Source organism: Spirillospora sp. NPDC047418 (assembly GCF_040643275.1).
Lineage (GTDB): Bacteria > Actinomycetota > Actinomycetes > Streptosporangiales > Streptosporangiaceae > Spirillospora.
The window spans coordinates 12,691-33,356 of the sequence record NZ_JBEYTW010000096.1; the positions used below are offsets into that span (position 1 = coordinate 12,691).

Annotated in this window: 20 protein-coding genes; 10 read left to right on the forward strand and 10 right to left on the reverse strand. The window is 73.7% G+C overall.

The genetic code is table 11. The annotated features are described in order from the left end of the window. Positions 1-20: 20 nt before the first annotated feature. Both ABZ806_RS37045 and ABZ806_RS37050 read left to right on the forward strand, forming a co-directional pair. Entirely contained in the window at positions 21-1,850 is a 1,830-nt protein-coding gene (locus tag ABZ806_RS37045; RefSeq protein WP_500222885.1) for a glycoside hydrolase family 15 protein, read from the forward strand. After that, positions 1,847-3,244: a glucose-6-phosphate dehydrogenase gene (locus tag ABZ806_RS37050; protein WP_500222887.1), complete on the forward strand. Its 1,398-nt coding sequence runs from the start codon at positions 1,847-1,849 to the stop codon at positions 3,242-3,244. The genes ABZ806_RS37045 and ABZ806_RS37050 overlap by 4 nt, the downstream gene beginning before the upstream one ends. 7 nt (positions 3,245-3,251) lie before the next feature. On the opposite strand, the gene ABZ806_RS37055 is transcribed toward ABZ806_RS37050, so the two are convergent. From ABZ806_RS37055 to ABZ806_RS37065, 3 genes are all read right to left on the reverse strand, one after another. Next, entirely contained in the window at positions 3,252-4,052 is an 801-nt protein-coding gene (locus ABZ806_RS37055; protein ID WP_500222889.1) for an enoyl-CoA hydratase/isomerase family protein, read from the reverse strand. Continuing rightward, on the reverse strand, positions 4,049-5,671 hold the full coding sequence (locus ABZ806_RS37060; protein WP_500222892.1) for a GMC family oxidoreductase: 1,623 nt from the start codon (positions 5,669-5,671) through the stop codon (positions 4,049-4,051). The genes ABZ806_RS37055 and ABZ806_RS37060 overlap by 4 nt, the downstream gene beginning before the upstream one ends. Positions 5,672-5,813: 142 nt before the next feature. After that, a complete protein-coding gene (locus ABZ806_RS37065; protein ID WP_500222894.1) occupies positions 5,814-6,695 on the reverse strand; it encodes an LLM class flavin-dependent oxidoreductase in 882 nt (293 codons plus the stop codon). A gap of 95 nt (positions 6,696-6,790) precedes the next feature. Between ABZ806_RS37065 and ABZ806_RS37070 the strand changes: the two genes are divergently transcribed. Further along, the gene (locus tag ABZ806_RS37070; protein WP_500222897.1) at positions 6,791-7,147 is read left to right on the forward strand and encodes a winged helix-turn-helix transcriptional regulator; all 357 of its coding nucleotides are present in this window, start codon (positions 6,791-6,793) and stop codon (positions 7,145-7,147) included. Between the two features lie 47 nt (positions 7,148-7,194). Here ABZ806_RS37070 and ABZ806_RS37075 read toward each other — a convergent pair whose 3' ends face one another. The 3 genes from ABZ806_RS37075 to ABZ806_RS37085 all read right to left on the reverse strand — a co-directional run bounded on the left by ABZ806_RS37075 (position 7,195) and on the right by ABZ806_RS37085 (position 10,621). Then, positions 7,195-7,683: a DUF5994 family protein gene (locus tag ABZ806_RS37075; RefSeq protein ID WP_500222899.1), complete on the reverse strand. Its 489-nt coding sequence runs from the start codon at positions 7,681-7,683 to the stop codon at positions 7,195-7,197. A 177-nt stretch (positions 7,684-7,860) separates the two neighbouring features. Further along, positions 7,861-9,852, reverse strand: coding sequence for an NAD-dependent DNA ligase LigA (gene ligA, locus ABZ806_RS37080; protein ID WP_500222901.1), 1,992 nt, complete (start codon positions 9,850-9,852; stop codon positions 7,861-7,863). 79 nt (positions 9,853-9,931) lie between these two features. After that, a complete protein-coding gene (locus ABZ806_RS37085; RefSeq protein ID WP_500222903.1) occupies positions 9,932-10,621 on the reverse strand; it encodes a TetR/AcrR family transcriptional regulator in 690 nt (229 codons plus the stop codon). Between the two features lie 112 nt (positions 10,622-10,733). On the opposite strand from ABZ806_RS37085, the gene ABZ806_RS37090 reads away from it, so the two are divergent. Beyond that, positions 10,734-11,420 (forward strand): PaaI family thioesterase, encoded by a 687-nt coding sequence (locus ABZ806_RS37090; protein WP_500222905.1) that lies wholly within the window; start codon positions 10,734-10,736, stop codon positions 11,418-11,420. Positions 11,421-11,508: 88 nt separating this feature from the next. Beyond that, positions 11,509-12,393 (forward strand): SDR family NAD(P)-dependent oxidoreductase, encoded by an 885-nt coding sequence (locus ABZ806_RS37095; RefSeq protein WP_500222907.1) that lies wholly within the window; start codon positions 11,509-11,511, stop codon positions 12,391-12,393. Between the two features lie 26 nt (positions 12,394-12,419). Here the strand turns inward: ABZ806_RS37095 and ABZ806_RS37100 are convergent, their stop codons facing one another. Further along, positions 12,420-13,211: a class I SAM-dependent methyltransferase gene (locus ABZ806_RS37100; protein ID WP_500222909.1), complete on the reverse strand. Its 792-nt coding sequence runs from the start codon at positions 13,209-13,211 to the stop codon at positions 12,420-12,422. A gap of 104 nt (positions 13,212-13,315) precedes the next feature. Between ABZ806_RS37100 and ABZ806_RS37105 the strand changes: the two genes are divergently transcribed. Beyond that, positions 13,316-14,251, forward strand: coding sequence for an AraC family transcriptional regulator (locus ABZ806_RS37105; protein ID WP_500222911.1), 936 nt, complete (start codon positions 13,316-13,318; stop codon positions 14,249-14,251). A 134-nt stretch (positions 14,252-14,385) separates the two neighbouring features. Next, on the forward strand, positions 14,386-14,637 hold the full coding sequence (locus ABZ806_RS37110) for a DUF4873 domain-containing protein (RefSeq protein WP_500222913.1): 252 nt from the start codon (positions 14,386-14,388) through the stop codon (positions 14,635-14,637). Positions 14,638-14,685: 48 nt separating this feature from the next. On the opposite strand, the gene ABZ806_RS37115 is transcribed toward ABZ806_RS37110, so the two are convergent. Continuing rightward, positions 14,686-15,666: a YihY/virulence factor BrkB family protein gene (locus ABZ806_RS37115; protein WP_500222915.1), complete on the reverse strand. Its 981-nt coding sequence runs from the start codon at positions 15,664-15,666 to the stop codon at positions 14,686-14,688. Between the two features lie 282 nt (positions 15,667-15,948). Between ABZ806_RS37115 and ABZ806_RS37120 the strand changes: the two genes are divergently transcribed. Both ABZ806_RS37120 and ABZ806_RS37125 read left to right on the forward strand, forming a co-directional pair. Next, on the forward strand, positions 15,949-16,500 hold the full coding sequence (locus ABZ806_RS37120) for a dihydrofolate reductase family protein (protein ID WP_500222917.1): 552 nt from the start codon (positions 15,949-15,951) through the stop codon (positions 16,498-16,500). Positions 16,501-16,640: 140 nt separating this feature from the next. Continuing rightward, positions 16,641-18,065, forward strand: coding sequence for an aldehyde dehydrogenase family protein (locus ABZ806_RS37125; RefSeq protein ID WP_500222919.1), 1,425 nt, complete (start codon positions 16,641-16,643; stop codon positions 18,063-18,065). Positions 18,066-18,078: 13 nt separating this feature from the next. Here the strand turns inward: ABZ806_RS37125 and ABZ806_RS37130 are convergent, their stop codons facing one another. Continuing rightward, positions 18,079-18,951, reverse strand: a complete 873-nt coding sequence (locus ABZ806_RS37130) for an enoyl-CoA hydratase/isomerase family protein (RefSeq protein WP_500222921.1) — start codon at positions 18,949-18,951, stop codon at positions 18,079-18,081. A 44-nt stretch (positions 18,952-18,995) separates the two neighbouring features. Continuing rightward, a complete protein-coding gene (locus tag ABZ806_RS37135; RefSeq protein ID WP_500222923.1) occupies positions 18,996-19,766 on the reverse strand; it encodes an SDR family NAD(P)-dependent oxidoreductase in 771 nt (256 codons plus the stop codon). Between the two features lie 119 nt (positions 19,767-19,885). On the opposite strand from ABZ806_RS37135, the gene ABZ806_RS37140 reads away from it, so the two are divergent. Next, the gene (locus tag ABZ806_RS37140) at positions 19,886-20,500 is read left to right on the forward strand and encodes a TetR family transcriptional regulator (protein ID WP_500222926.1); all 615 of its coding nucleotides are present in this window, start codon (positions 19,886-19,888) and stop codon (positions 20,498-20,500) included. Positions 20,501-20,666: the final 166 nt, after the last annotated feature.

Consider the following 20,666-nt stretch of genomic DNA (forward strand, 5'->3'; position numbering starts at 1 on the left):
CACCGGAAGAGGAGGTCGTCATGCTCGACCCGGATCCGCCGTTCCGGCCGGTGCGGCGGGCGGAGGGCTATCCGCCGCTGGAGGACCTGGGCCTGATCGGGGACGGTGCGACGGCCGCGCTGGTCGGCCTGGACGGCTCCATCCCGTGGCTGTGCCTGCCCCGCTTCGACGACGACCCGCTGCTGTGCGGCCTGCTGGACAGCGAGCACGGCGGGCATTTCGCCCTGACGGTCGAGGATGCGCGCGAGGCGCGCCAGTACTACGAGCCCGACACCGCCGTGCTGGTGACCGAGGTGCGCGGCCCGGCCGGGCTCCTCAAGATCACCGATGCGCTGGCGCTGCGCGCCGACGCGGACCTGTCCGATGACGCGGGCGCGAGCCGGGGCGAGCTGGTGCGGTCCGCCGTCGTCCTGGACGGGACCGTCCGCCTGCGGGCGGAGCTGCGGCCGCGCGGTGGCGCGCGGTCCAGGAGCCTGGCCAGCGGCCTGGAGGTGTGGGCGTCCCGGCGGCCGGACCTGCAACTGCACCTGCGCTCCAACCGCCCGCTGACCGGCCTCGACGCCGTGCACGAGCTGCGGCGGGGCGACCGTCTCGAGCTGACGCTGTCCTGGGGCCGGGTCCACCGCCATCACCGGTTCGAGCCCGAGGCGGTGCTGCGGGACACCGCCGGCGCGTGGCGCCGCTGGATGCGGACCTTCGACTACGGCGGCCGGCAGGGACCGCTGGTCCGGCGCGCCGCGATCACGCTGAAGCTCTGCGACGACTGGGTCAACGGGTCGCTGGTGGCGGCGCCCACCTCCTCGCTGCCCGCGCCGATCGGCGGTGTGCGGAACTGGGACTACCGCTACGCCTGGATCCGGGACGCCGCCTTCACCGTGTTCGCGCTGCGCCGTGTCGGGTTCGCCAGCGAGGCGGACGCCTTCCTCGGCTGGGTCCTGGACGCCTTCGAGAGCGGCCCGCAGCCGCGGATCATGTACATGCTCGGCGGCGACCCGGTCCCCGAGGAGACCGAGGACGGCGGCCTGGAGGGCTACCGGCGCTCCGCCCCCGTGCGGTGGGGCAACGGCGCCGCCGACCAGCGCCAGCACGACATCTACGGCGAGGTCCTGGACTGCGCCGACCAGTGGCTGCGCTCCGGGGGCGACCTGCAGCCCGCGCTGTGGTCGAGGCTGGCGGAGCTGGCCGAGACCGCGGCGAGCGCGTGGCGGCAGCCCGACCAGGGCATCTGGGAGGTGCGCTGCGAGGGCCGGGTCTTCACCTACTCGACCGCGATGTGCCAGGTGGCCCTGGACCGGGCCGCGGACATCGGCGAGCGGCTCGGCCTGCCCGGACCGGTCGGCACGTGGCGCGCCAAGGCCGAGGAGCTGCGCCGGCTCGTCCTGGAGCAGTCCTGGGACGAGGACGCGCAGTGCCTGAGCGAGCACCTCGACGGCGGAGGCAGCCTGGACGCCAGCCTGCTCGCGCTCCCGCTGCGGAAGGTCGTCCCGGCCGAGCACCCGCGGATGACCGCCACCACCGCGGCCGTCGCCGAGCGCCTGTCCGCCGGCGGCGGCCTGCTCTACCGCTACCTGCACGACCGGTCGCCCGACGGCCTGCCCGGCGACGAGGGCGCCTTCCTGCTGTGCAGCTTCTGGCTCGTCGACAACCTCGCGCTGCAGGGCCGGGTCGGGGAGGCCGAGGACCTGTACGACTCGCTGTGCGCACGGGCGAGCCCGCTCGGGCTGCTGCCCGAGCAGATCGACCCGTCGACGGGCACGTTCATGGGCAACTTCCCGCAGGCGTTCAGCCACATCGGCGTCATCGCCAGCGGCGTCACCCTCGCCCGGGCGAAGGAGAGAGGGACAGGATGATCAATCGGCTCGTCGTCTTCGGCGCCACCGGCGACCTCAACGCCCGCTACCTGCTGCCGGGGCTGGCCGCCCTGCGCGCGGCCGGGCACCTCCCCGACGGGTTCCAGCTGGTCTGCGCCGACCGGAAGGGCTGGAGCGACGAGGAGTTCCACCGCTGGACGGCCGGGCAGCTCGACCGGCACGCCGGCTCCGCGCCCGCCGACGCGCGGGCCTGGGTCGCCGGCACCGCCCGGTACCGGCAGGCCGACGCCACCGACCCCGCCGACCTGGCCGCACTCATCGGCGGTGACGGGCCGGTGGCGCTCTACCTCGCCCTCCCTCCGGCGGTGTTCCCCGGCGGCATCACCGCGCTGGGCGGCGCGGGCCTGCCGCCGGGCAGCCGGATCGTCCTGGAGAAGCCCTTCGGCGAGGACCTGGACAGCGCGCGGGAGCTGAACCGGCTGCTGGCCGAGGTCGTCCCCGAGGAGGCGGTGTTCCGCGTCGACCACTTCCTGGCCATGACCACCGTCCAGAACCTGCTCGGCAGCCGCCTCGCCAACCGCGTGCTGGAGCCGATCTGGAACAGCGCGCACATCGCCGAGATAGAGATCGTCTGGGACGAGTCGCTGGCCCTGGAGGGCAGGGCGGGCTACTACGACGGCGTCGGCGCGCTCAAGGACATGGTGCAGAACCACCTGTTCCAGGTGCTGTGCCTGGTGGCGATGGAGCCGCCGCTCAGCCTCGGCGAGCGCGACCTGCGCGACCGGAAGATCGACGTGCTGCGCTCGGTGCGGCCCCTCACCGAGGAGGACGTCCTGCGCCAGACCCGCCGGGCCCGCTATCTCGCCGGGCGGACCGGCGGCCGCCCGGTGCCCGCCTACATCGACGAGGACGGCGTGGACCCGCGCGGCAGCACCGAGACCTTCGCCGAGGTGGAACTGCGCCTGGAGAGCTGGCGCTGGTCCGGTACCGCCTTCCGGCTCCGCAGCGGCAAGGCCCTCAAGGACGACCGCAAGGAGGTCGCCGTGCGCTTCCGGCCCGTCCCCCACCTGCCCTTCGGCCACAGCGGGGAGGCCCTGCCCAACGTGCTGCGGTTCGGGCTCGCCCCGGAGGACATGACCCTTTCGCTCACCGGCATCGGCTCCGGCGCGCGGACCCTGACCCCGCTCACCATGACCGCGCAGATGGAGGCGCCCGACCTGCCCGCCTACGGCCGGCTGCTGCTGGACGTCCTGCACGGCAACGCCGCCCTGTCGATCCGGGGCGACGAGGCCGAGGAGGCGTGGCGGGTCCTCGCGCCCGTCATGTCCGCCTGGGCCGGCGGCCTCGTGCCGCTGCGGGAGTACCCGGCCGGTTCCGGCGGACCCGCGGACGCGCTGGTCAGGATCGACCCGGAGCACGGACGCGGGGCGTGACCGCGCGCTACCAGCCCGGCGGCAGGGAGGTGAAGTCGGGGTCGCGCCCCTCGGCGAACGCCGCCAGCGCCTCGGCGTTGGCGGGGCCGCCCATGAGCCGGGCGAAGCCGGCGTTCTCCCGCTCCCGGGCCCGCCGGATCTCCTCGCGGAGCGGCGCGGTCATGTCGCGCTTGACCTCCCGCAGGCTGGAGATCGGACGCCTGGCCAGCGTGACCGCGGCCGCTCGCGCCTCGTCCAGCAGGGCGGCGGGCTCGCAGACCCGCCAGACGAGCCCCATCTCCTTGGCCTCGGCCGCGGAGATCCACTCGGCGGACAGCAGGATCCAGGCGGCGTTCTGGCGGCCGACCAGGCGCGGCAGCAGGTAGCTCGACGCGGCCTCCGGCGCGACGCCCAGGCTGGTGAACGGCGTCTTGAGCCGCGCGTCCTCCGACATCAGGACGAGGTCGGCGAACCCGATCACGGTCAGCCCGATGCCGAGGCCCAGCCCGTTGATCGCCAGGACGAGCGGTTTGTCGAACTCCGCCAGCGTGTCGATGAGGCCGATGAATCCGTGCTTCCCGGGCTTGAAGTCCGGGTCGGCGACGCGTTCGGCCATCTCCACCAGGTCGGTGCCGGCGCTGAACGCGCGGCCGCTGCCGGTCAGCAGCACCACGGCCACCGCCGGGTCCTCGGCCGCCTCTAGCAGCGCCTCGGTGAGCGCGTCGTAGAGGGCCTCGTTGAAGGCGTTGAGCGCGGCGGGCCGGTCGAGCGTGAGCGTCCGGACGCGGTCGACGTCCTCGACCCGCAGGATCCTGGTTTCCCCCGTCACCGCCGTCCCTCCGTCCCGAGCACGAAGCCCGCGCAGCGCTCGCCGATCATGATCGAGGGCGCGTTGGTGTTGCCGCCGGTGACCGACGGCATGACCGACGCGTCGGCGACCCGCAGGCCGTCGACGCCGAGGACCCGCAGCTCCGGGTCGACGACGGCGCGCTCGTCCGTCCCGATCCGGCAGGTGCCGACCGGGTGGTAGACCGAGTGCACGATGTTGGGCAGGATCCGGCGCAGTTCGGCGGCGTCGGCGTAGTCGGGGCCGGGACGGATCTCGCCCTTGTTGTCGCCGGTTCCCGCCATCACCCGCCGGACGAGCGAGATGCCCTCCATCAGCACCTCGGCGTCCTTGTCCGCCGTCAGGTAGGCGGGGTCGATCAGCGGCGGGAGCGCCGGGTCGGGCCCGGCGATCCGGACCGTGCCCCGGCTCTCGGGGTAGATCAGTGTCGGGAACACGCTGAGGCCGGGCTTGGTCGTCGGCGGGCGGACCGCCTTGTCGCCGTCCTGGTTGGGGAACGGGTAGACCCAGTAGAGCGCGTGCAGCTGCAGGTCGGGGATCGCCCCGGCCTGGGAGGTGCGGACGAACCCGGTGGCCTCGAACTGCGAGCCGCTCGCCCAGCCGGAACGGCGCAGCCGCGCCTGGGCGAGCCCGCGCATGAAGTACGCGGGGGTCGGGCGCCGCAGCGCGGAGTCCATCTGGAAGGACACCGGCACGAACAGGTGGTCGTGCAGGTTGTCGCCCACCGGCAGGTCGCTGACCACCTCGATGCCGTGCCGCCGCAGGTGGTCGGCCGGGCCGATCCCCGACAGCTGCAGCAGCTTCGGCGAGCCGAACACGCCGGCGGAGACGATGACCTCCCGGTCGGCGGCGATGACCTGCGTGTCGCCGTCGGCGCCGACGACCTCGACGCCGGTGGCCCGGCCGCCGCTCACCACGATCCGGGTCGCCGCGGCGCCGGTCAGGACGAGGAGGTTGTCGGGCGGGTCGGTGCGCAGGTAGGCGCGGGCGGCGGAGTAGCGGACGCCGCGGTCGGCGCTGAGCTGGAAGACGCCGACGCCCTCCTGCGCGGGGCCGTTGTAGTCGTCGAGGAACGGGACCGAGAGCCGGTCGGTCGCGGCGTCGATGAAGGCGCGGGCCGCGTCGGTCAGGCCCTTCTGGCGGCGCACCTTGACGGGGCCGCCGGCGCCGCGCAGGTCACCGGCGCCGTCCTCCCAGTCCTCGAGCCGCTTGAAGGCCGGCAGGACGTCGTCGTAGGACCATCCGGTCGCGCCGTCGGCGGCCCAGTCGTCGAAGTTCTGCCGGTTGCCGCGCACGAACAGCATGCCGTTCACCGAGCTGGACCCGCCCAGCACCTTGCCGCGGACCTGCGGGATCACCCGCCCCCAGGCGGCGGTCTGCGGCACCGACTTGAAGCCCCAGTCCACGAGCTTCTTCAGCTGCGGCGTCGACATCAGCACCGCGACCGCGCCGGGGATCTCCAGCAGGTTCCGCACCCCGCGGGCGGTGTCCCGGCCGCCGGCCTCCAGCACCGCGACGCTCGCGCCGCTCTCGGCGAGTCGGCGCGCCACCGCGCACCCGGCGCTGCCCGCGCCCACGACGACGTAATCGGCTCGGACCACGGGCTCCTCCGCGCACACCAGGGGTTGGACAACTGTCCAGTCAACGTTCCAGAGCAAAGTAGAACACGTTCTACCTACCCTGCGCAACGGCGCCCGGATCCGGCCCGAGCCGATCGGCGTCGGGCGGCGGCCGCGGTCCGTCCTATCCCCGGGCGGCCGACGCGCGCCCGGCGGCGACGAGCTCGCGGACCGCCGGGGCCACCTTCCGGCCGAAGACCTGAATCTCCGCGGGGTCGTCGCCGGCCAGGATGAAGGTGCCGAACCCGTACCGGAGGGCCAGCTCCGCCAGCTGCCCGGCCCACCGGCCGTCGTCGGCGTCCATCCGGCCGACGTTCAGCAGGCGCCGGATCTCCGCCGGGTCGCGGCCCGCCTCCCGCGCCGCCCCGTCGATGATCGCGTTGCTCTTCGCGACCTCGTCCAGGCCGGGGAGGTAGGACAGGGACGGCAGCCAGCCGTCGGCCTTCCCACCGGTCAGCCGCAGCATCCTCGGCTTGTAGGCGCCGAGCCAGATGCCGATGTCGTGCGCCGGGGCCGGACCGCGCTTGGCGCCGTCCACCTGGTAGTAGGCGCCGTCGACCTTGAACCGCGTCCGGTCGCCCGCGTCCCAGATGCCGCGGATGATGTCGATCGCCTCGCTCAGCGCCTCGACGGCCTGCCCCGGCGCGAGCCGGCGCCCGCCCATGGCCTCGATGGCGTCCCAGAAGCCGCCCGCGCCGAGGCCCAGCTCGAACCGGCCGCCGGACAGCAGGTCCAGGCTCGCCGCGGCCCTCGCCAGCACCGCCGGCGGCCGCAGCGGCAGGTTCACCACATTGCCCGACAGGCGGATGCGCTCGGTCCGGCCCGCCGCGTAGGACATCAGGGTCCAGGTGTCCAGGAAGCGCGACTGGTAGGGGTGGTCCTGGAAGGTGGCCAGGTCGAGCCCGGCGTCCTCGGCGGCCCGCACCAGCCCCACCACCCGCTCCGGATCCGCGTTGGACGGCGTGATGAAGGCCCCGAACTCCAGCTCGTGCCCGTAGTCGGACATGTCGTGATCCTCCTCGATCAGCAGCGTGTCGTCCGCACCAACCCTACGAGCCGCTTCTAAATTCCGAGCGACCTCGCGAGAGCTAGCATGGAGGCATGGCACGAGCACGGAACCCCGCCGGCCGCGTCCCGGCGGACTGCGCCCGGAGCGACGCGGCGCTGGCCCGCGCCTTCGGCTTCCTCGGCAAGCGCTGGAACGCCGTCGTCCTGGGGTCGCTGAGCCGGGGCCCGGCCGGCTTCCGCGAACTGTCCCGCGCGATCGGCGGGATCTCCGACTCCGTCCTGTCCGCGCGCCTGTCCGACCTGTGCGGGGCCGGCCTCATCGACAGGACGGTGGCGGAGGGCCCGCCCATCGCGGTCTCCTATGCCCTCACCGAACGCGGCGAAGCACTGATCCCCGCCCTGCACCAGATCTCCCAATGGGCCGAGGACCACCTGCCGGAGAACGGCTAGCCCGCCCGGCGCCGAGACGCGGACGGCCCTCGCGCACCGGACGCGGTTCAGGCGCGGACGGTGGAGATGTCGCAGGACGCAAGGATCTCCTGCGGCATCACGTCGCCGCTCACGATGACGGACCTGGCCAGGGCGGCCTCCGCGGCGGGCGGCGCGGCCCCGGGCGGGACGACGAGGAGCAGCAGCGGGTCGGCGCCGCCGCGCGCGATCGCGACCATGTGGTCGAGGTGGCCCAGCCAGGCCACCCTGACCTCGTGTCCCAGGACGGTGATGCGCAGCGGGACGCCGTCCCAGTCGTCGAAGTCGATGGCCACGCGGGTGGCCTGTTCCGGTGTCTCCCCCGCGGCCGCCAGAGCGGTCAGCAGTTCGGTGAGCTCGGCGCCGGCGTCGCGGGATCGAGGCCACCAGCCGCCGTCCATGACCCCGCGTCCCGTCCCGCCCGGGGCCAGGCGCAGCCGCGGTGGGCGCGGTGCCGGGAGTCCGCGCGGGGTGGTCGCGGTGGGTGAGGGAGCGAGCTGCGTCGTATCGCGGGCCATGATGCGGGCCCCATTCTCGGTCCGTGCGGACCGGTTCGTCTATCGCCGGTGACGGCGCGGGTAACGTGACCTGCGCTCGAAATGCCCTCGGCGATGCCGAGTCTACGACACCGGACGTCCGCGCCCCCGATCGTCGCGCTGCGGACCCGAGGTGGAGGAGGGCGATATGCCTGGCGTTCAGATGACGTCGGCCTCGGCCAGCCAGCGCCACAGCTGGTCCTGTGCGACGACCGTGACTCCCAGCTTCTCGGCCTTGGTGGTCTTGGCGGCGCCGACGTTGTCGCCGGCGAGCAGGTAGTCGGTAGCGGCCGAGACCGAGGAGGTCGCCGTCGCGGCCGCCCGCTCGACCAGGCGGGTGACGTCCGGGCGGCTGATCTTCGCGCCGGAGCGCGGGTCGGTGAAGGCGCCGGTGATCACGACCGACGCGCCCTTGAGCGGGGAGTCGCCCGCGGCCGCCGCGTCGACCGGCCGGTCCTCGGCGAGCACGTCGAGGACCACGCCGCGCTCGCGCAGCGCCGCGATCTCCTCCCGCACGTCGGGGCGGGCGAAGAACGCCACGATGCTCTCGGCGGCCTTCGGCCCGATGTCGCGGATCGCCACCAGGTCCTCGGCGGTCGCCGCCGCGACGTCCTCGATGCGCTCGTAGCCGGCCAGGCACAGGCGCTTGGCCGTGCCCTCGGACGCCATCGGGATCGCCAGCCCGATCAGCGCGCGGCGCAGCCCGATACCGGTGGACGACGCGATCGAGTCGACCATGTTCCCCGCGCTGACCTCGCCCATCCGCTCGTAGCCGAGCAGCTGCCCGGCCGTCAGGTCGTAGAAGTCGCTGCGGCGCTTGAGCACGCCGTCCTCGGCGAGCTTCTCGATCCAGGTGTCGCCGACGCCCTCCATGTCGGCCGCCTGGCGCGAGGCCCAGTGCATGAGCCGGCGCGTCGCCTGGGCCGGGCACTGCAGGTTCACGCACCAGCGCTCCTCCCCGGTGCCGCGGACCTCCAGCTCCGCGCCGCAGGACGGGCAGTCGACCGGCGGGACGATCTCGGTCTCGCTCCCGTCGCGCTCCTCCGGCAGCGAGCGGCCCGCGAACGGGATCACGTCGCCGCGCCGCACGACCGCCACCGTGTCGCCGATCCGCAGGTCGCGCTCGCGGATCAGCCGCGGGTTGTGCAGGGTGACGTTCTCCACCGTCACGCCGCCGACGAACACCGGCGCGACCTTCGCGCGCGGCGGGACGCGGCCGATCTTGCCGACCGGCCACTCGACCGACAGCAGCGTCGTCAGCCTCTCCTCCGGCGGGTACTTGAACGCGATCGCCCCGCGCGGCTCGGCGCTGTTGAAGCCCGCCGCGTCGAACGCCACCGGTTCGTGCAGCCGGACGACCGCGCCGTCGATGTCGTAGTCGAGCCCGTCGCGGCGGTCGCCGATCTCGTGGATGGCGTCCACCACCTCGGCGGCGCCCGCGCACACGTACTGGGCGACCGGCTCGAAACCCGCCGGGAGGTCCGCGGCGGCACCGTCGCGGTCGGCGCCGAACGCGAAGAACCGCAGCAGCCGCCCGGCCTCCGCGGCGGCCTCGGGGTCCTTCAGCACCAGCGTCCCGGCGGCGCCCGAGCGCGGGTTGGTCAGCGTCCGGTCGGGGTGCGCCTCGTTGTAGGCCGCCCACACCGACCGCAGCATCACGGCCTCACCGCGGACCTCGACGCGCCCCGGCTCCTCGATCCGGGCCGGTATGCCGGGGATCACGTGGCGCACCTTCCCGGTCACCAGCTCACCGACCGCGCCGGTGCCGCGCGTGGCGACGTAGTCGAGCGTCCCGCCGGTGTAGACGGCGCTGAGCGAGAGCCCGTCGAGCTTCTCCGACACGCGGAAGACCTGGCCGCCGAAGCGCTCGCAGAACGCGCGGATCTGCTCCTCGCTCGTCGCCTTCGCGAGCGACAGCATCGGGCGCGCGTGGCGCACGGTCGGCCCGGTGAGCTCGGCCGGCGCGTTGACCCTGCCGAGCGGGCTGTCGGCCGGCTCCAGCTCGGGATGCTCGGCCACGAGCGCCGCCAGCTCGTCCTTCAACGCGTCGTAGTCCGCGTCCGGCAGCGGGCTGTCGCCGGTGCCGTAGTACAGGTCGTTCAGCCGCCTGACCTCGGCGGTCAGCTCCGCGATGCGCTTGTCGACGTCCACCCTTCGATTAAACGCGAGGCCACCGACAGTCCTCGAAGCCCGGCGGCGCCGGAGGCGTTCGAAGGGCTGTCCCGCGCCCTCAGGGCGGCGATTCGAGGTAGCCGGCGATCGATTCGGCCAGGACGGCGCGGGCCTCGTCGATGTCGGTCCAGGTGCTCAGGCGCTGCTCCAGATACAGGCCGTGGACGGCGGCCGGGAGGAGGTGGCGCACGCGCTCCAGGCGGTAGGCGTCGACGACGAGCCCGCGGAAGGCCCGCGCGTAGGCGCGCCGCCACCGGCGGTCCCAGACGGTGAGCTGCTCGGCCGTCCGGGGGTGGGTCTCGGTGAACTCGGCGGTGTTGCGGGGCAGCAGGCCGCGCAGCGCCGCCACCGCCCGGCCGGCGGGCGAGTCCAGGCCCGACCAGAGGGCGTCGACGATCCGGCCCATCCGCTCGGCGACGGACCCGTCGTCCATCTCCTTCCAGGGCAGCATGTCGCCCCGGTTCCCCAGTTCTTCGAGGACCGCGGCCCAGAGCCCGTCGACGTCGCCGAACTGGTGCTGGACCGTGCCCCAGGTGACTCCGGCGCGTTTGGCGATCAGGTTGGCACTGACCTCGCCGCCGTGCTCGTCGTCGGCGAGCATGTCGATCGCGGTCCCGATCACCCGGGCGCGCGTCTCCAGGCCGCGCCGGTTGAGCCGGGCGCCCCGCGCGTTCAGCGGAGCGCCGGCGGTGCCGGGGCCCGCCGCGCCCTCCGGCTCCGCGGCCCGGCCGGTCGAGGGCTCGGTCACGGGGCGATTGTAGAGCGGGCGGGGCGCCGGGCAGGTCCATACGGCCCTGATGAGCATAGATATGTCTATGTGACGCTTGGTCGCGCCGCCACTTCCGGTATACGGTCGGCGCATGACAAGCCGCCGTCCCTTTCCCGAAGCGTCCGCGGTGAGCGCCGGCGGCTTCGTCCGCGACGACACGCCCACCCCCGAGGTGGACCGGCGGGAAGCGGTGCTGGCGTCGCTGGCCGGGACCGTCCGCGAGCTGGTCGACGCCACGATCCGCACGACCGTCGACGACGGCGAGGTGCACCGGATCCGCGACGACCTCACCGGACTCGTCGAACGGCTGCGGGCCTCCCAGCTGCCCGGCCCGGCCGGCGTCAGGTACAACTCCGAGTTGCGGGCCTGGAACTGGGGCAACGCCGTGGTGGGCGCGGCGAACGCGATAGCGCCGCCCCTGGAGGTCGTGCACGACTCGTCGGGATGCCACGCCGACGTGGTCCTCGGCGCGGCCTACGAGGGGCCTCCCGGGTTGGTGCACGGCGGGGTCTCCGCGATGCTCCTCGACCACATCATGGGGGTGACGGCGTCCGCGATGCACCGGACGACCTTCACCGGCACGCTCACCATGCGCTACCGGCGCGGCACTCCCCTGGGGCCCCTGCGCCTGGAGGCGAGCATCGCCCGCGAAGAGGGGCGCAAGGTGTTCGTGGTCGCGTCGATCTCCGACGCCGGCGGCGTGACCGTCGAGGCCGAAGGGGTGTTCATCGAGCCGGCGGGGCTGCGCATCAACCCGCAGGAGCAGACATCCACATAGAGACCACTATGCCTTTGACCGCCGTGGTCGCCGTCCGGAGGGAGCCCTCGCTGATGTCCCCTGTACGGGCCGCCGGAGCCGGGGCCTCATGAGCCCGCTCGCGGACGGCCGCGTCGCCGTCGTCACCGGCTCGTCCCGCGGCATCGGCCTCGAGGTGGCCCGCGCGCTGGCGAACGCGGGAGCGTCCGTCGTCGTCAACGGACGCGACCGGGCCGTCCTCGAACGCGCCGTCGCCGAACTGGGCGCATCCGCACAGGTCGTCGGGGTGCCCGGCTCCGCCGCCGACCCCGCCGTCGTCGACTCCCTCCTCGATGCGGCGCGGCGGCTCGGCTCCCCGGAGATCCTCGTCAACTGCGCGGGCACGGCCGAGCCCGCCGCGTCCTCCATCCTGGACATCTCGGTGGACGACTGGCGCTCCCTCATCGACGTCCACCTCCATGCGACGTTCCTGACGTGCCGGGCCTTCGCCCCGCTCATGGTCGAGGCGGGACGCGGCTGGATCGTCAACACCGGCTCGCACGCCTTCACGGGGGTCTTCGGGGGAACCGGCTACCCGGCGGGCAAGGGCGGCGTGAACAGCCTCACCTACGCGCTCGCGGCCGAGCTCCGGGAGCACGGCGTCCGGGTGAACGCGGTCTGCCCCGGCGCGGAGACGCGCCTGTCCAGCGGCGCGGACTACGAGGCCACCATCGACCGGCTGCACCGGCGCGGCATCCTCGACGACGTCATGCACGCCGGCGCGCTGGCGCCGCCTCCCGCCGAGTACGTCGCGCAGCTCTACCTCTTCCTCGCGACCACCGCGTCGGCCGGCGTCACGGGCCGGGTCTTCGCCGGCGCGGGCGGCTACATCGGCGAGTTCCCGCGCCCGGCCGAGCAGTACCTCGGCTGGCGGGACCACGACACGTCCCCGCCCTGGACCCCGGACGAGATCGCCGCGATCATCGAGGCGGATCGCCCGCCGCCCGACGCCTGAGCGGCGGCGGACGCCCGAGCGGACGCCTAGGGCGCCGGGCGGGTCGCCTGCACGAAGGTGATCCGGCCGAACCTGTGGTCGGCCTGCGCGACCTCCCGGGCGTCGCCGAACCCGGCCCCGGCGAGCAGCGCGACGATGCCGCCGCCGTGGCCGCCGTCATGGCCGCCGTCATGGCCGCCGTCCCCGGCCGGGCCGTGCGCCGCCCGGGAACGCCGGAACCGGGGCAGGTGCCGGAAGGCGTGGACCCGGCCGCGACCGTGGCCGCCATGGCCGCCGTGGCCACCGTGGCCGCCGTCCGCGGAATCGGACGCGGGCCCGCCGAAGTCGACGATCGTGACCTTCCCGCCCGGACGGAGGGCGCGCAGCGCGCCGCGCGCGAACCCCCTCCGACCGTCGTCGTCCAGGTGGTGCAGGGCCAGCGACGAGACCACATGGTCGAACGAGGCGTCCGGGGCGGGGATCCGGTCGGCGTATCCCCGGACGAGGGTGAGGGCCACGCCGCGGCGGCGCGCCTTGCGCGCGGCCCGGCGCAGGGCGTCCCCGTCGGGGTCGAGGCCGGTCACCCGCGCGCCCGGCTGGGCGGCGAGCACGGCGAACGACAGGTTGCCCGTCCCGCAGCCGACGTCGGCCACGGCCTGGCCGGGCTCGACGGCGGCGAGCCCGGCCGCGCGCTCGTGCAGCGCGCGGACGCCGCCCAGCCGGGTGAAGGCGTCGTAGAACGGCAGGAGCCAGGTCCTGCCCGCTCCGGGCAGGAACGGACGGTCCCGCTCCTCGGGAGTCCGCTGGTCGAGGATGCGTACCCGGGTGGAAGCCGGCATGGGTGCCCCTTGTGCGCTCGGTGGCGGGTCTGCCGCCGTCGGTTGTCGTCACCTGCCAGTCTTGGACATTCCGCGTTCGCCGAGCAGGACATACGTTGGACGTCATGGGACATTCTTCGGTCGGCGCCCCGCCCGGGTCCGAGTCGAGGCTGCGCACCCTCCGGCCCGACGGGACCCCCCTCTACCGCTATCGGCAGCGCGTCGGCGCGCCCGCCGTCTCGGTGACCCGGTTCGACACCGAGACCGCCCACTCCGTACTCCCGCCGGACCACCGGCACGCCCACGACTTCCTCGTCCTGGTCTACATCGAGGAGGGCACGGGCTCGGTCACCGTCGACGGCGCCGAACGGCCGCTGCGCGCCGGCGACGTCCACGCCCTGTCACCCGGGCAGGTCATCGGCGTCACGACCGTCGCCGAACTGGCCCGCGGCGACGCCTGGTCGGTCGCGTTCACACCGGACGCCGTCCCCGCCCTCGCCTCGGTCTCCCCGCTGACCTGGATGCACCACCCGCTCCTCGCCCTGTTCGCCCCCGCCGCGGGCCTCGGCCGGGTCGCCGAGGCCGACCGGGCGGCCTGGTCCGCGTGGCTGGCGGACCTGGCCGCGGAACTCACCGACCCCGGCCGCCTCGGGGCCCGCGAGGCCGTCGCCGCCGCCCTCACCCGGCTCCTGGTCGCGGCGGCGCGGCTGGCGCCGTCCGCCCCGAACGCGCCGGACCCGCTCGTCGAGCAGGTCTTCGCCGAGATCGAGGCCACGTTCCGCGAACCGGTCTCCGCCGCGGACGTCGCCCGGACGCTCGGCTACACCCCCGGGCACCTCACCACCGTGCTCCGCAGGCGCACCGGGCGCCCCCTGCTCGAATGGATCACCGAGCGGCGCATGATCGAGGTCCGGCGCATGCTGCGCGAGACCGACCTGCCGCTGGACGCCGTGGCCGCCCGCACCGGCCTGCGCGACGCCGCCTACCTCGTCCGCCGCTTCCGCAACCGCTACGGCATCACCCCGCAGCGCTGGCGCCGCGCCGAGCAGACCTGGCCCTGACGCGTTCGGCGGTGCGGTGCGGTGCGCGGTGCCGGCCGGTGTCGCGCGTGCCGCGGCCCGGAACGTCCGACCCGGCGGCTAGGGTGCGGCCTCATGAACACTTTTCGTGACGGTTCCGATGAGATGAGCCGGGCGTGAGCCGCTACCGGGGCCCCGCCACCCTGATCAGCAGCGACGGAGCCGAGGTCGAGGTCCATGTCGATCTGCGGGCCAAGCAGCGGGAGTGGTCCGGGACCGCGACCATCGGCGACTTCGACGCCGACGGCCCGCACGACCGGACGCTGCGGCTTCCGGACGGCCGCGAGGCGCAGGTCACGCTCGGTGACTCGGCGGTCTGGTCCGAGGTGATCGCGCTGGTCGGGAGCGGTCCCCCGCCCTTCGCCTGAGCACGCGTCCAGGGGGCGTACCGGCGGCCGCGCCGAGCGGCGCCGAGGTCAGTCCGGGGCGTCGCGCGGGGGCGGGTCGAAGTCGACGTCGACGTTCTCGAAGCCCTTGTGGCGCTCGGTCTCGGCGTACAGGGCGTAGGCGCGCCGGTCCGCCGCCGTCAGTTCGACGTCGTCGGTGAAGGGCGTCAGGAGGCTGCGGGGCCACAGCCGCCGGTCGCGGACGGCGTTGATCTCCGCGCCGGCCACGAAGGTGACCGCGCCCAGGTAGATCCATGTCAGCAGGCCGAGCACGATGCCGAACATGCCGTAGGTGGCGGTGGCGCCCTTGAGCATGTGCCCGAGCAGGAACGTGCCGGCCCACTGCAGGACCTGCCAGACCAGCGCGGCCGCGATCGCCCCCGTCCTGACCTGGGCGATCGTCAGGGGGCGGGCGGTGAGGATCCGGAACACCACCATGAACAGCGCGGCGTTGACGGCGACGGCGGACACGATGGCCGCCACCCGCACACCGACGCCGAAGACGCGGGCGTAGGCGGTCACCGCCGACAGCAGCGTGGTCGCCAGGAGGACCCCGCCGCCGACGGCGAGCAGCACCAGGCTGCGCACCCTGGCCGCTACGGGGTTCGGCCGGGAGTTGCGCGGCACCCCCCACACCTTGTTCAGGGCGTTCTGGGCGGCCTGCACGACGCCCAGACCGCCGTAGAGACTGCCCGCGACACCCGTCACCAGAGCGAGGACATTGCCCTGGAGCGAATGGATGTTGGCGCCGATCTGGTCCCCGATGACGGGGAACTGCGCGAGCGCGGAGTCCAGGACGCGTTCCTGCAGTCCGGGGTTGCCCTGCAGTGCGAAGCCCAGTCCGGTGACCAGCAACAGCAGCAGCGGGAACAGCGACACGAACCCGTAATAGGTGATGATCGCCGTGAGATAGGTGCCCTGGTCGTCCACGAATTTGTAGACCACCGCCAGCGGCAGCCCCACCCAGTCATGCCGCCGCTGGTAGGCGTCCACCCGACCGACCACTCCCACGGGCCTCCCCTTCCCCGCGCGCCGGTGCCGAACCCGCCGCCGGCGGGAAGCGGCTAGGCGTAGCCGTAGGAGTTCCAGGCGCTCAGGACGCGCCGGCGAACCTCGGCGGGCCGGCCGTTCTCCAGGGTGCCCTTCACCGGCCGCTCGCCGGCGGGCAACAGGTCGCGGGGCGGCCGGAAAAAGTTCCGGTGGTGCGTCGATCCGCCGGGACTCCCTTCGACCTGTGACCGACAGGTACTCGTCCACGGCCCCGGCCGCGGACGCGAGCGAAGGAGGATCCCGATGGGTTTCATCAAGTCCAGCCTCTTCATCTCCCTCGACGGCGTGATCGAGTCGCCGGAGAGCTGGCACTTCCCCTACTTCGACGACCAGATGGGCGCCGCCGTCGGCGAGCTGATGGGCGAGGCCGAGGCGACCCTCCTCGGCCGGCGCACCTACGAGGAGTTCGCCTCGTACTGGCCCGGCGCCGATCTCGACGACCCGACGACCGCGGTCATGAACAGCGCCCGCAAGTACGTCGTGTCCGACACGCTGGCCGAGGCGTCGTGGGAGAACTCCTCGCTGGTCTCCGGCGACGTCGCGGCGGAACTGGCCCGCCTCAAGGAGGGGACGCGGCTCGGCACGACGGGCAGCGCCACCCTGGTGCGCTGGATGCTCCAGCAGGGCCTGGTCGACGAGTTGCACCTGCTCCTGCACCCGATCGTCGTCGGGCACGGCGCCAAACTCTTCGCCGACGGCGAGACCGTGCCCCTGAAGCTGATGTCGTCCACCACCTTCGAGGCCACCGGCGTGGTGCACCTCGTGTACGCCGGCGCCGGCACCTCCGAGAGCTGATTCCGCGGGCGCGGGTCCGCCTTTCGCCATGGTCCCGACGGCGGTGAGCGGCCTATGCTGAGGCCTCGGGAGCTAGTAGAACCCGGTTCGGATTCGGTTGCCGGCGGCCTCGGGGGCGCCGGGCCGCAGGGAGGAGATCGGTGGACCACGTCCAGCAGTTCTACATCGGCGGCCAGTGGGTCGCGCCGCGCACCGACAGGACGCTCGAGGTCATCAACCCCGCCACAGAGCAGCCCATCACGTCCATCGCCATGGGCGGCCCGGACGACGTGGACGCCGCCGTCGCCGCCGCCCGGGACGCGTTCGAGTCGTACTCGCTGACCAGCAGGCAGGAGCGCCTCGACCTGCTCGACAGCATCATCGCCGTCTACGGCCGCCGGATGGAGGAGCTCGCCGACGTCATCAGCCAGGAGGTGGGCGCGCCGCTGTCGCTGGCCCGGGCGGCGCAGGCGCCCGCGGGCCTCGGGCACCTCGCCACCGCGCGCACCGTGCTGGCCGGCTACGAGTTCGAGCGGCGGCTGGGCTCCACCGTGGTCGTCCGGGAGCCGGCGGGGGTCTGCGGACTCATCACCCCCTGGAACTGGCCCCTCAACCAGATCGCCTGCAAGGTCGCGCCGGCCCTCGCCGCGGGCTGCACGATGGTCCTCAAACCGTCGGAGGTCGCGCCGCTGAACGCGGTCCTGTTCGCGGAGATCCTGGACGAGGCGGGAGTGCCCGCGGGCGTCTTCAACCTCGTCAACGGCGACGGCACCGGCGTCGGCGCGCCGCTGTCGGCGCACCCGGACGTCGACATGGTGTCGTTCACCGGCTCCACCCGCGCCGGCGTCGAGGTCGCCCGCTCCGCCGCCCCGACCGTCAAGCGCGTCGCCCAGGAACTCGGCGGCAAGTCCGCCAACATCATCCTGGACGACGCCGACCTCCCGGCGGCCGTCTCCCGGGACATGGCGGGCATGTGCACCAACTCCGGGCAGTCCTGCAACGCCCCGACGCGGATGCTCGTCCCGGCCGCCCGCATGGACGAGGCCGCCGCGATCGCCGCCGAGGCGGCCCGGAACGTCACGGTCGGCGACCCGCGCGCCGAGACCACCGCGATCGGCCCCGTGGTCTCGGCCACCCAGTACGGCCGGATCCAGCAGCTCATCGAGAAGGGCATCGGCGAGGGCGCCAGGGTCGAGGCCGGCGGGCCCGGCAAGCCCGCGGGCCTGGAGACCGGCTACTACGTGCGCCCGACCGTGTTCTCCCACGTCACCAACGACATGACGATCGCGCGCGAGGAGATCTTCGGGCCGGTGCTGGTCCTGATCGGCTACGCGGACGACGACGACGCGGTGCGCATCGCCAACGACACGCCCTACGGCCTGTCGGGCTACATCTCCGGCGACGCCGACCGCGCCCGCGCGATGGCCCGCCGCATCCGCACGGGCAGCGTCCACCTCAACGGCGCCGGACTCGACTTCAACGCGCCGTTCGGCGGCTACCGCCAGTCGGGCAACGGCCGCGAATGGGGCGAGTACGGATTCGAGGAGTTCCTGGAGACCAAGGCCATCATGGGCTACGACTCCTGAACCGCGGACGCGGTCAGGAGTCGGTGTACTCCGGGGGGCGGCGCTCCAGGAAGGACGTGATCTGCTCGGTCTGGTCGCGGGTGTAGGAGGTCATGATCTGCGTGCGGTTCTCCAGGTCGATGCCGGCCTGGAGGCTGCCGACCTCCAGCTGGCTCCAGGCGACCTCCTTGGTCATCCAGACGCCCATGGGGCTGTTGGCGCAGATGAGGGCCGCGGTCTCCAGGGCCGCCTCGACCACCGCGCCGTCCTCGGTGACGCGGCTGACCAGGCCGAGGCGCAGTGCTTCGGCGGCGTCCACGAAGCGGCCGGTGAGCAGGAGTTCGTGGGAGGGTCCCGCGCCGATCAGGCGGGGCAGCAGCCAGCTGACGCCGATGTCGCAGCCGGACAGCCCGATCCTCACGAACGCCGCGTTGAACCGGGCGGACGCGGCGGCGATCCGGATGTCGCCGGCCAGTGCCAGGGCGAAGCCGCCGCCGGAGGCCGGGCCGTTGACGGCGGCGATGACCGGCTGCGGCAGGTTGCGCAGCTTCGGGACGAGCGAGGCGATGGCCTGCTGGACGTGCAGGGCCGCCTGGGGGCTGCGGCGCCGTGCCGCGTCCTCCTCCGCCGCCGGCGGGGCGGCGTCGCGCGCCGGCGGCTCGTGCAGGTCGAGGCCCGCGCAGAACGCCCGCCCCGCCCCGGTGAGGACGACGACGCGGCAGCCCTCGTCCACGGCGATGCGGTCGAGCGCGGCGTGCAGGTCCTTGATCAGCTCGCCGGACATGGCGTTGAGCCGGTGCTCCCGGTCGAGGGTGAGGAGGCGGACGCCGGGTGCGGGCTCCTCCACGCGCACCGTCCGGCCCGTGGCGGGCGTGTCGCGCAGGTAGGCGTTGCTGTCGGTCAGCATGGGGATTCCTTAGCTCATGGAGTCGGCGCCATCGTCCACCGTGGTCAGCGCGGGACGAGGCCCCCATCGGCGATGAGGACCTGGCCGGTGACGAAACTCGACGCGTCGGAGGCCAGGAACAGCGCGGGACCGACCATCTCGTCCGGGTGGGCCATGCGCCGCTGCAGGGCGGCCTGCTCCATGGCCGTCTGGAACTCGGGCGGGTTGTTGCGGACCATGTCGGTGTCCACGGTGCCCGGCGCCAGGGCGTTGACCCGGATGCCGCGCGGGGCGAACTCGGCGGCCATGGAACGCGTGTAGGCCATCATCGCGGCCTTGGCGGCGGCGTACATCGACACGTACGGGGAGAACAGGAACGCCCCGGCGGACACGACGTTGACGACCGACGCGCACGGGCTCGCGCCGAGGTGGTCGAGCGCCCGCTGCACCAGGAACACCGGCCCGCGGACGTTGACCTCCTGCGACTTGGCGAACGCCTCGGGGGTGAGGGACCCCAGCGGCAGCGCCAGGGGGTTGGCCGCGTTGTTGACCAGGACGTCGAGCCGTCCGAAGGTGTCGACGGTGCGCGTCACCAGGGCGTCCAGCGCGTCCAGGTCGCCCAGGTGGGCCGGAACGCCGAGCGCGGATCCGCCCATCGCCTTCAGGTGCGCCTCGGTCTCGGCGCAGGCCTCGGGTTTGCGGCTGGCCACCACGACGCTCGCTCCGGCGGCGGTGAACCCCTCGGCGATCGCGCGCCCGATGCCCCGCGTGCCCCCGGTCACGACCGCCACCCGTCCGGCCAGGTCGAAGAGCGACCGCAGACGTTCAGCGTCCATGCGCCCCGCCGCACTCCACCCTGGAACACCGTTGATCGCGCAACGCGGACGTCCTCTCTCCCGGCCGGGCACCTGCGGAGACTTTGCACCAACTGGGACAGGGTGTCAATATGCACTCTGTGAGCGAGGTGGGAGGTTCCCTGCGGGAGCGCAAGAAGCGGCGCACGTACACCGCGACCGCCCAGGTCGCGGTGCGGCTCGTCGCCGAGCGCGGCATGCAGGCGGTCCGCGTCGAGGACATCTGCGAGCGCGCCGAGATCAGCCGCTCCACGTTCTTCCGCTACTTCGACTCCAAGGAGAGCTGCTTCGTCACCGGCCTGCACTACGGCCGCCTCGACGCGGTGCTGGCCGCCCTGAACGCGCGCCCGGCGCACGAGGACGCCTTCACCGCGCTGTGCGGCGCCTTCGTCGACATCACCGCCGACTGGCGCCGCTACCGGGAGATGACCCGGCTCGAAGCCCGCATCCGCGGCGAGACCCGCACCGCCCGCGCCCACGCCGACGCCGAACTGGTCTCCTGGGAGAGCGCCCTGGCCGCCGCCCTCGAACCGCGCTGCGCCGACGCCGCCCCCGGCACCCGTCCCCTCGCCCCCCGGCTGGTCGCCGGCGTCGTCCTCTGCGCCGTCCGCCTGGCCACCGAACGCTGGCTGGACGAGGGCGCCACGCGATCACCGGCGGAAAAGTACACCGAAGCCTTCACCGCCCTCCGCACAGTGATCGCCGACAGTCGATGAGCAACGGACACGATGCGCCGATATGGCCTGTGTGACATGGGTACGGCTGGATACGTGAACGGAGGTAGCGGGGGTGTGATGGAAGACACCGGTGGGCGCGGGATGGGATGGCTGGCGCTGGAGGCGTTCGATCCGGCACCGATCGCGGTCGCCCTGACGATCGGGC

Coding starts and splice junctions, on each gene's coding strand:
- ABZ806_RS37045 (WP_500222885.1), top strand. CDS start 21: ATGCTCGACCCGGATCCGCCGTTCCGGCCGGTGCGGCGGGCGGAGGGC.
- ABZ806_RS37050 (WP_500222887.1), top strand. CDS start 1,847: ATGATCAATCGGCTCGTCGTCTTCGGCGCCACCGGCGACCTCAACGCC.
- ABZ806_RS37065 (WP_500222894.1), bottom strand. CDS start 6,695: ATGTCCGACTACGGGCACGAGCTGGAGTTCGGGGCCTTCATCACGCCG.
- ABZ806_RS37070 (WP_500222897.1), top strand. CDS start 6,791: ATGGCACGAGCACGGAACCCCGCCGGCCGCGTCCCGGCGGACTGCGCC.
- ABZ806_RS37075 (WP_500222899.1), bottom strand. CDS start 7,683: ATGGCCCGCGATACGACGCAGCTCGCTCCCTCACCCACCGCGACCACC.
- ABZ806_RS37090 (WP_500222905.1), top strand. CDS start 10,734: ATGACAAGCCGCCGTCCCTTTCCCGAAGCGTCCGCGGTGAGCGCCGGC.
- ABZ806_RS37095 (WP_500222907.1), top strand. CDS start 11,509: ATGAGCCCGCTCGCGGACGGCCGCGTCGCCGTCGTCACCGGCTCGTCC.
- ABZ806_RS37100 (WP_500222909.1), bottom strand. CDS start 13,211: ATGCCGGCTTCCACCCGGGTACGCATCCTCGACCAGCGGACTCCCGAG.
- ABZ806_RS37105 (WP_500222911.1), top strand. CDS start 13,316: ATGGGACATTCTTCGGTCGGCGCCCCGCCCGGGTCCGAGTCGAGGCTG.
- ABZ806_RS37120 (WP_500222917.1), top strand. CDS start 15,949: ATGGGTTTCATCAAGTCCAGCCTCTTCATCTCCCTCGACGGCGTGATC.
- ABZ806_RS37130 (WP_500222921.1), bottom strand. CDS start 18,951: ATGCTGACCGACAGCAACGCCTACCTGCGCGACACGCCCGCCACGGGC.
- ABZ806_RS37135 (WP_500222923.1), bottom strand. CDS start 19,766: ATGGACGCTGAACGTCTGCGGTCGCTCTTCGACCTGGCCGGACGGGTG.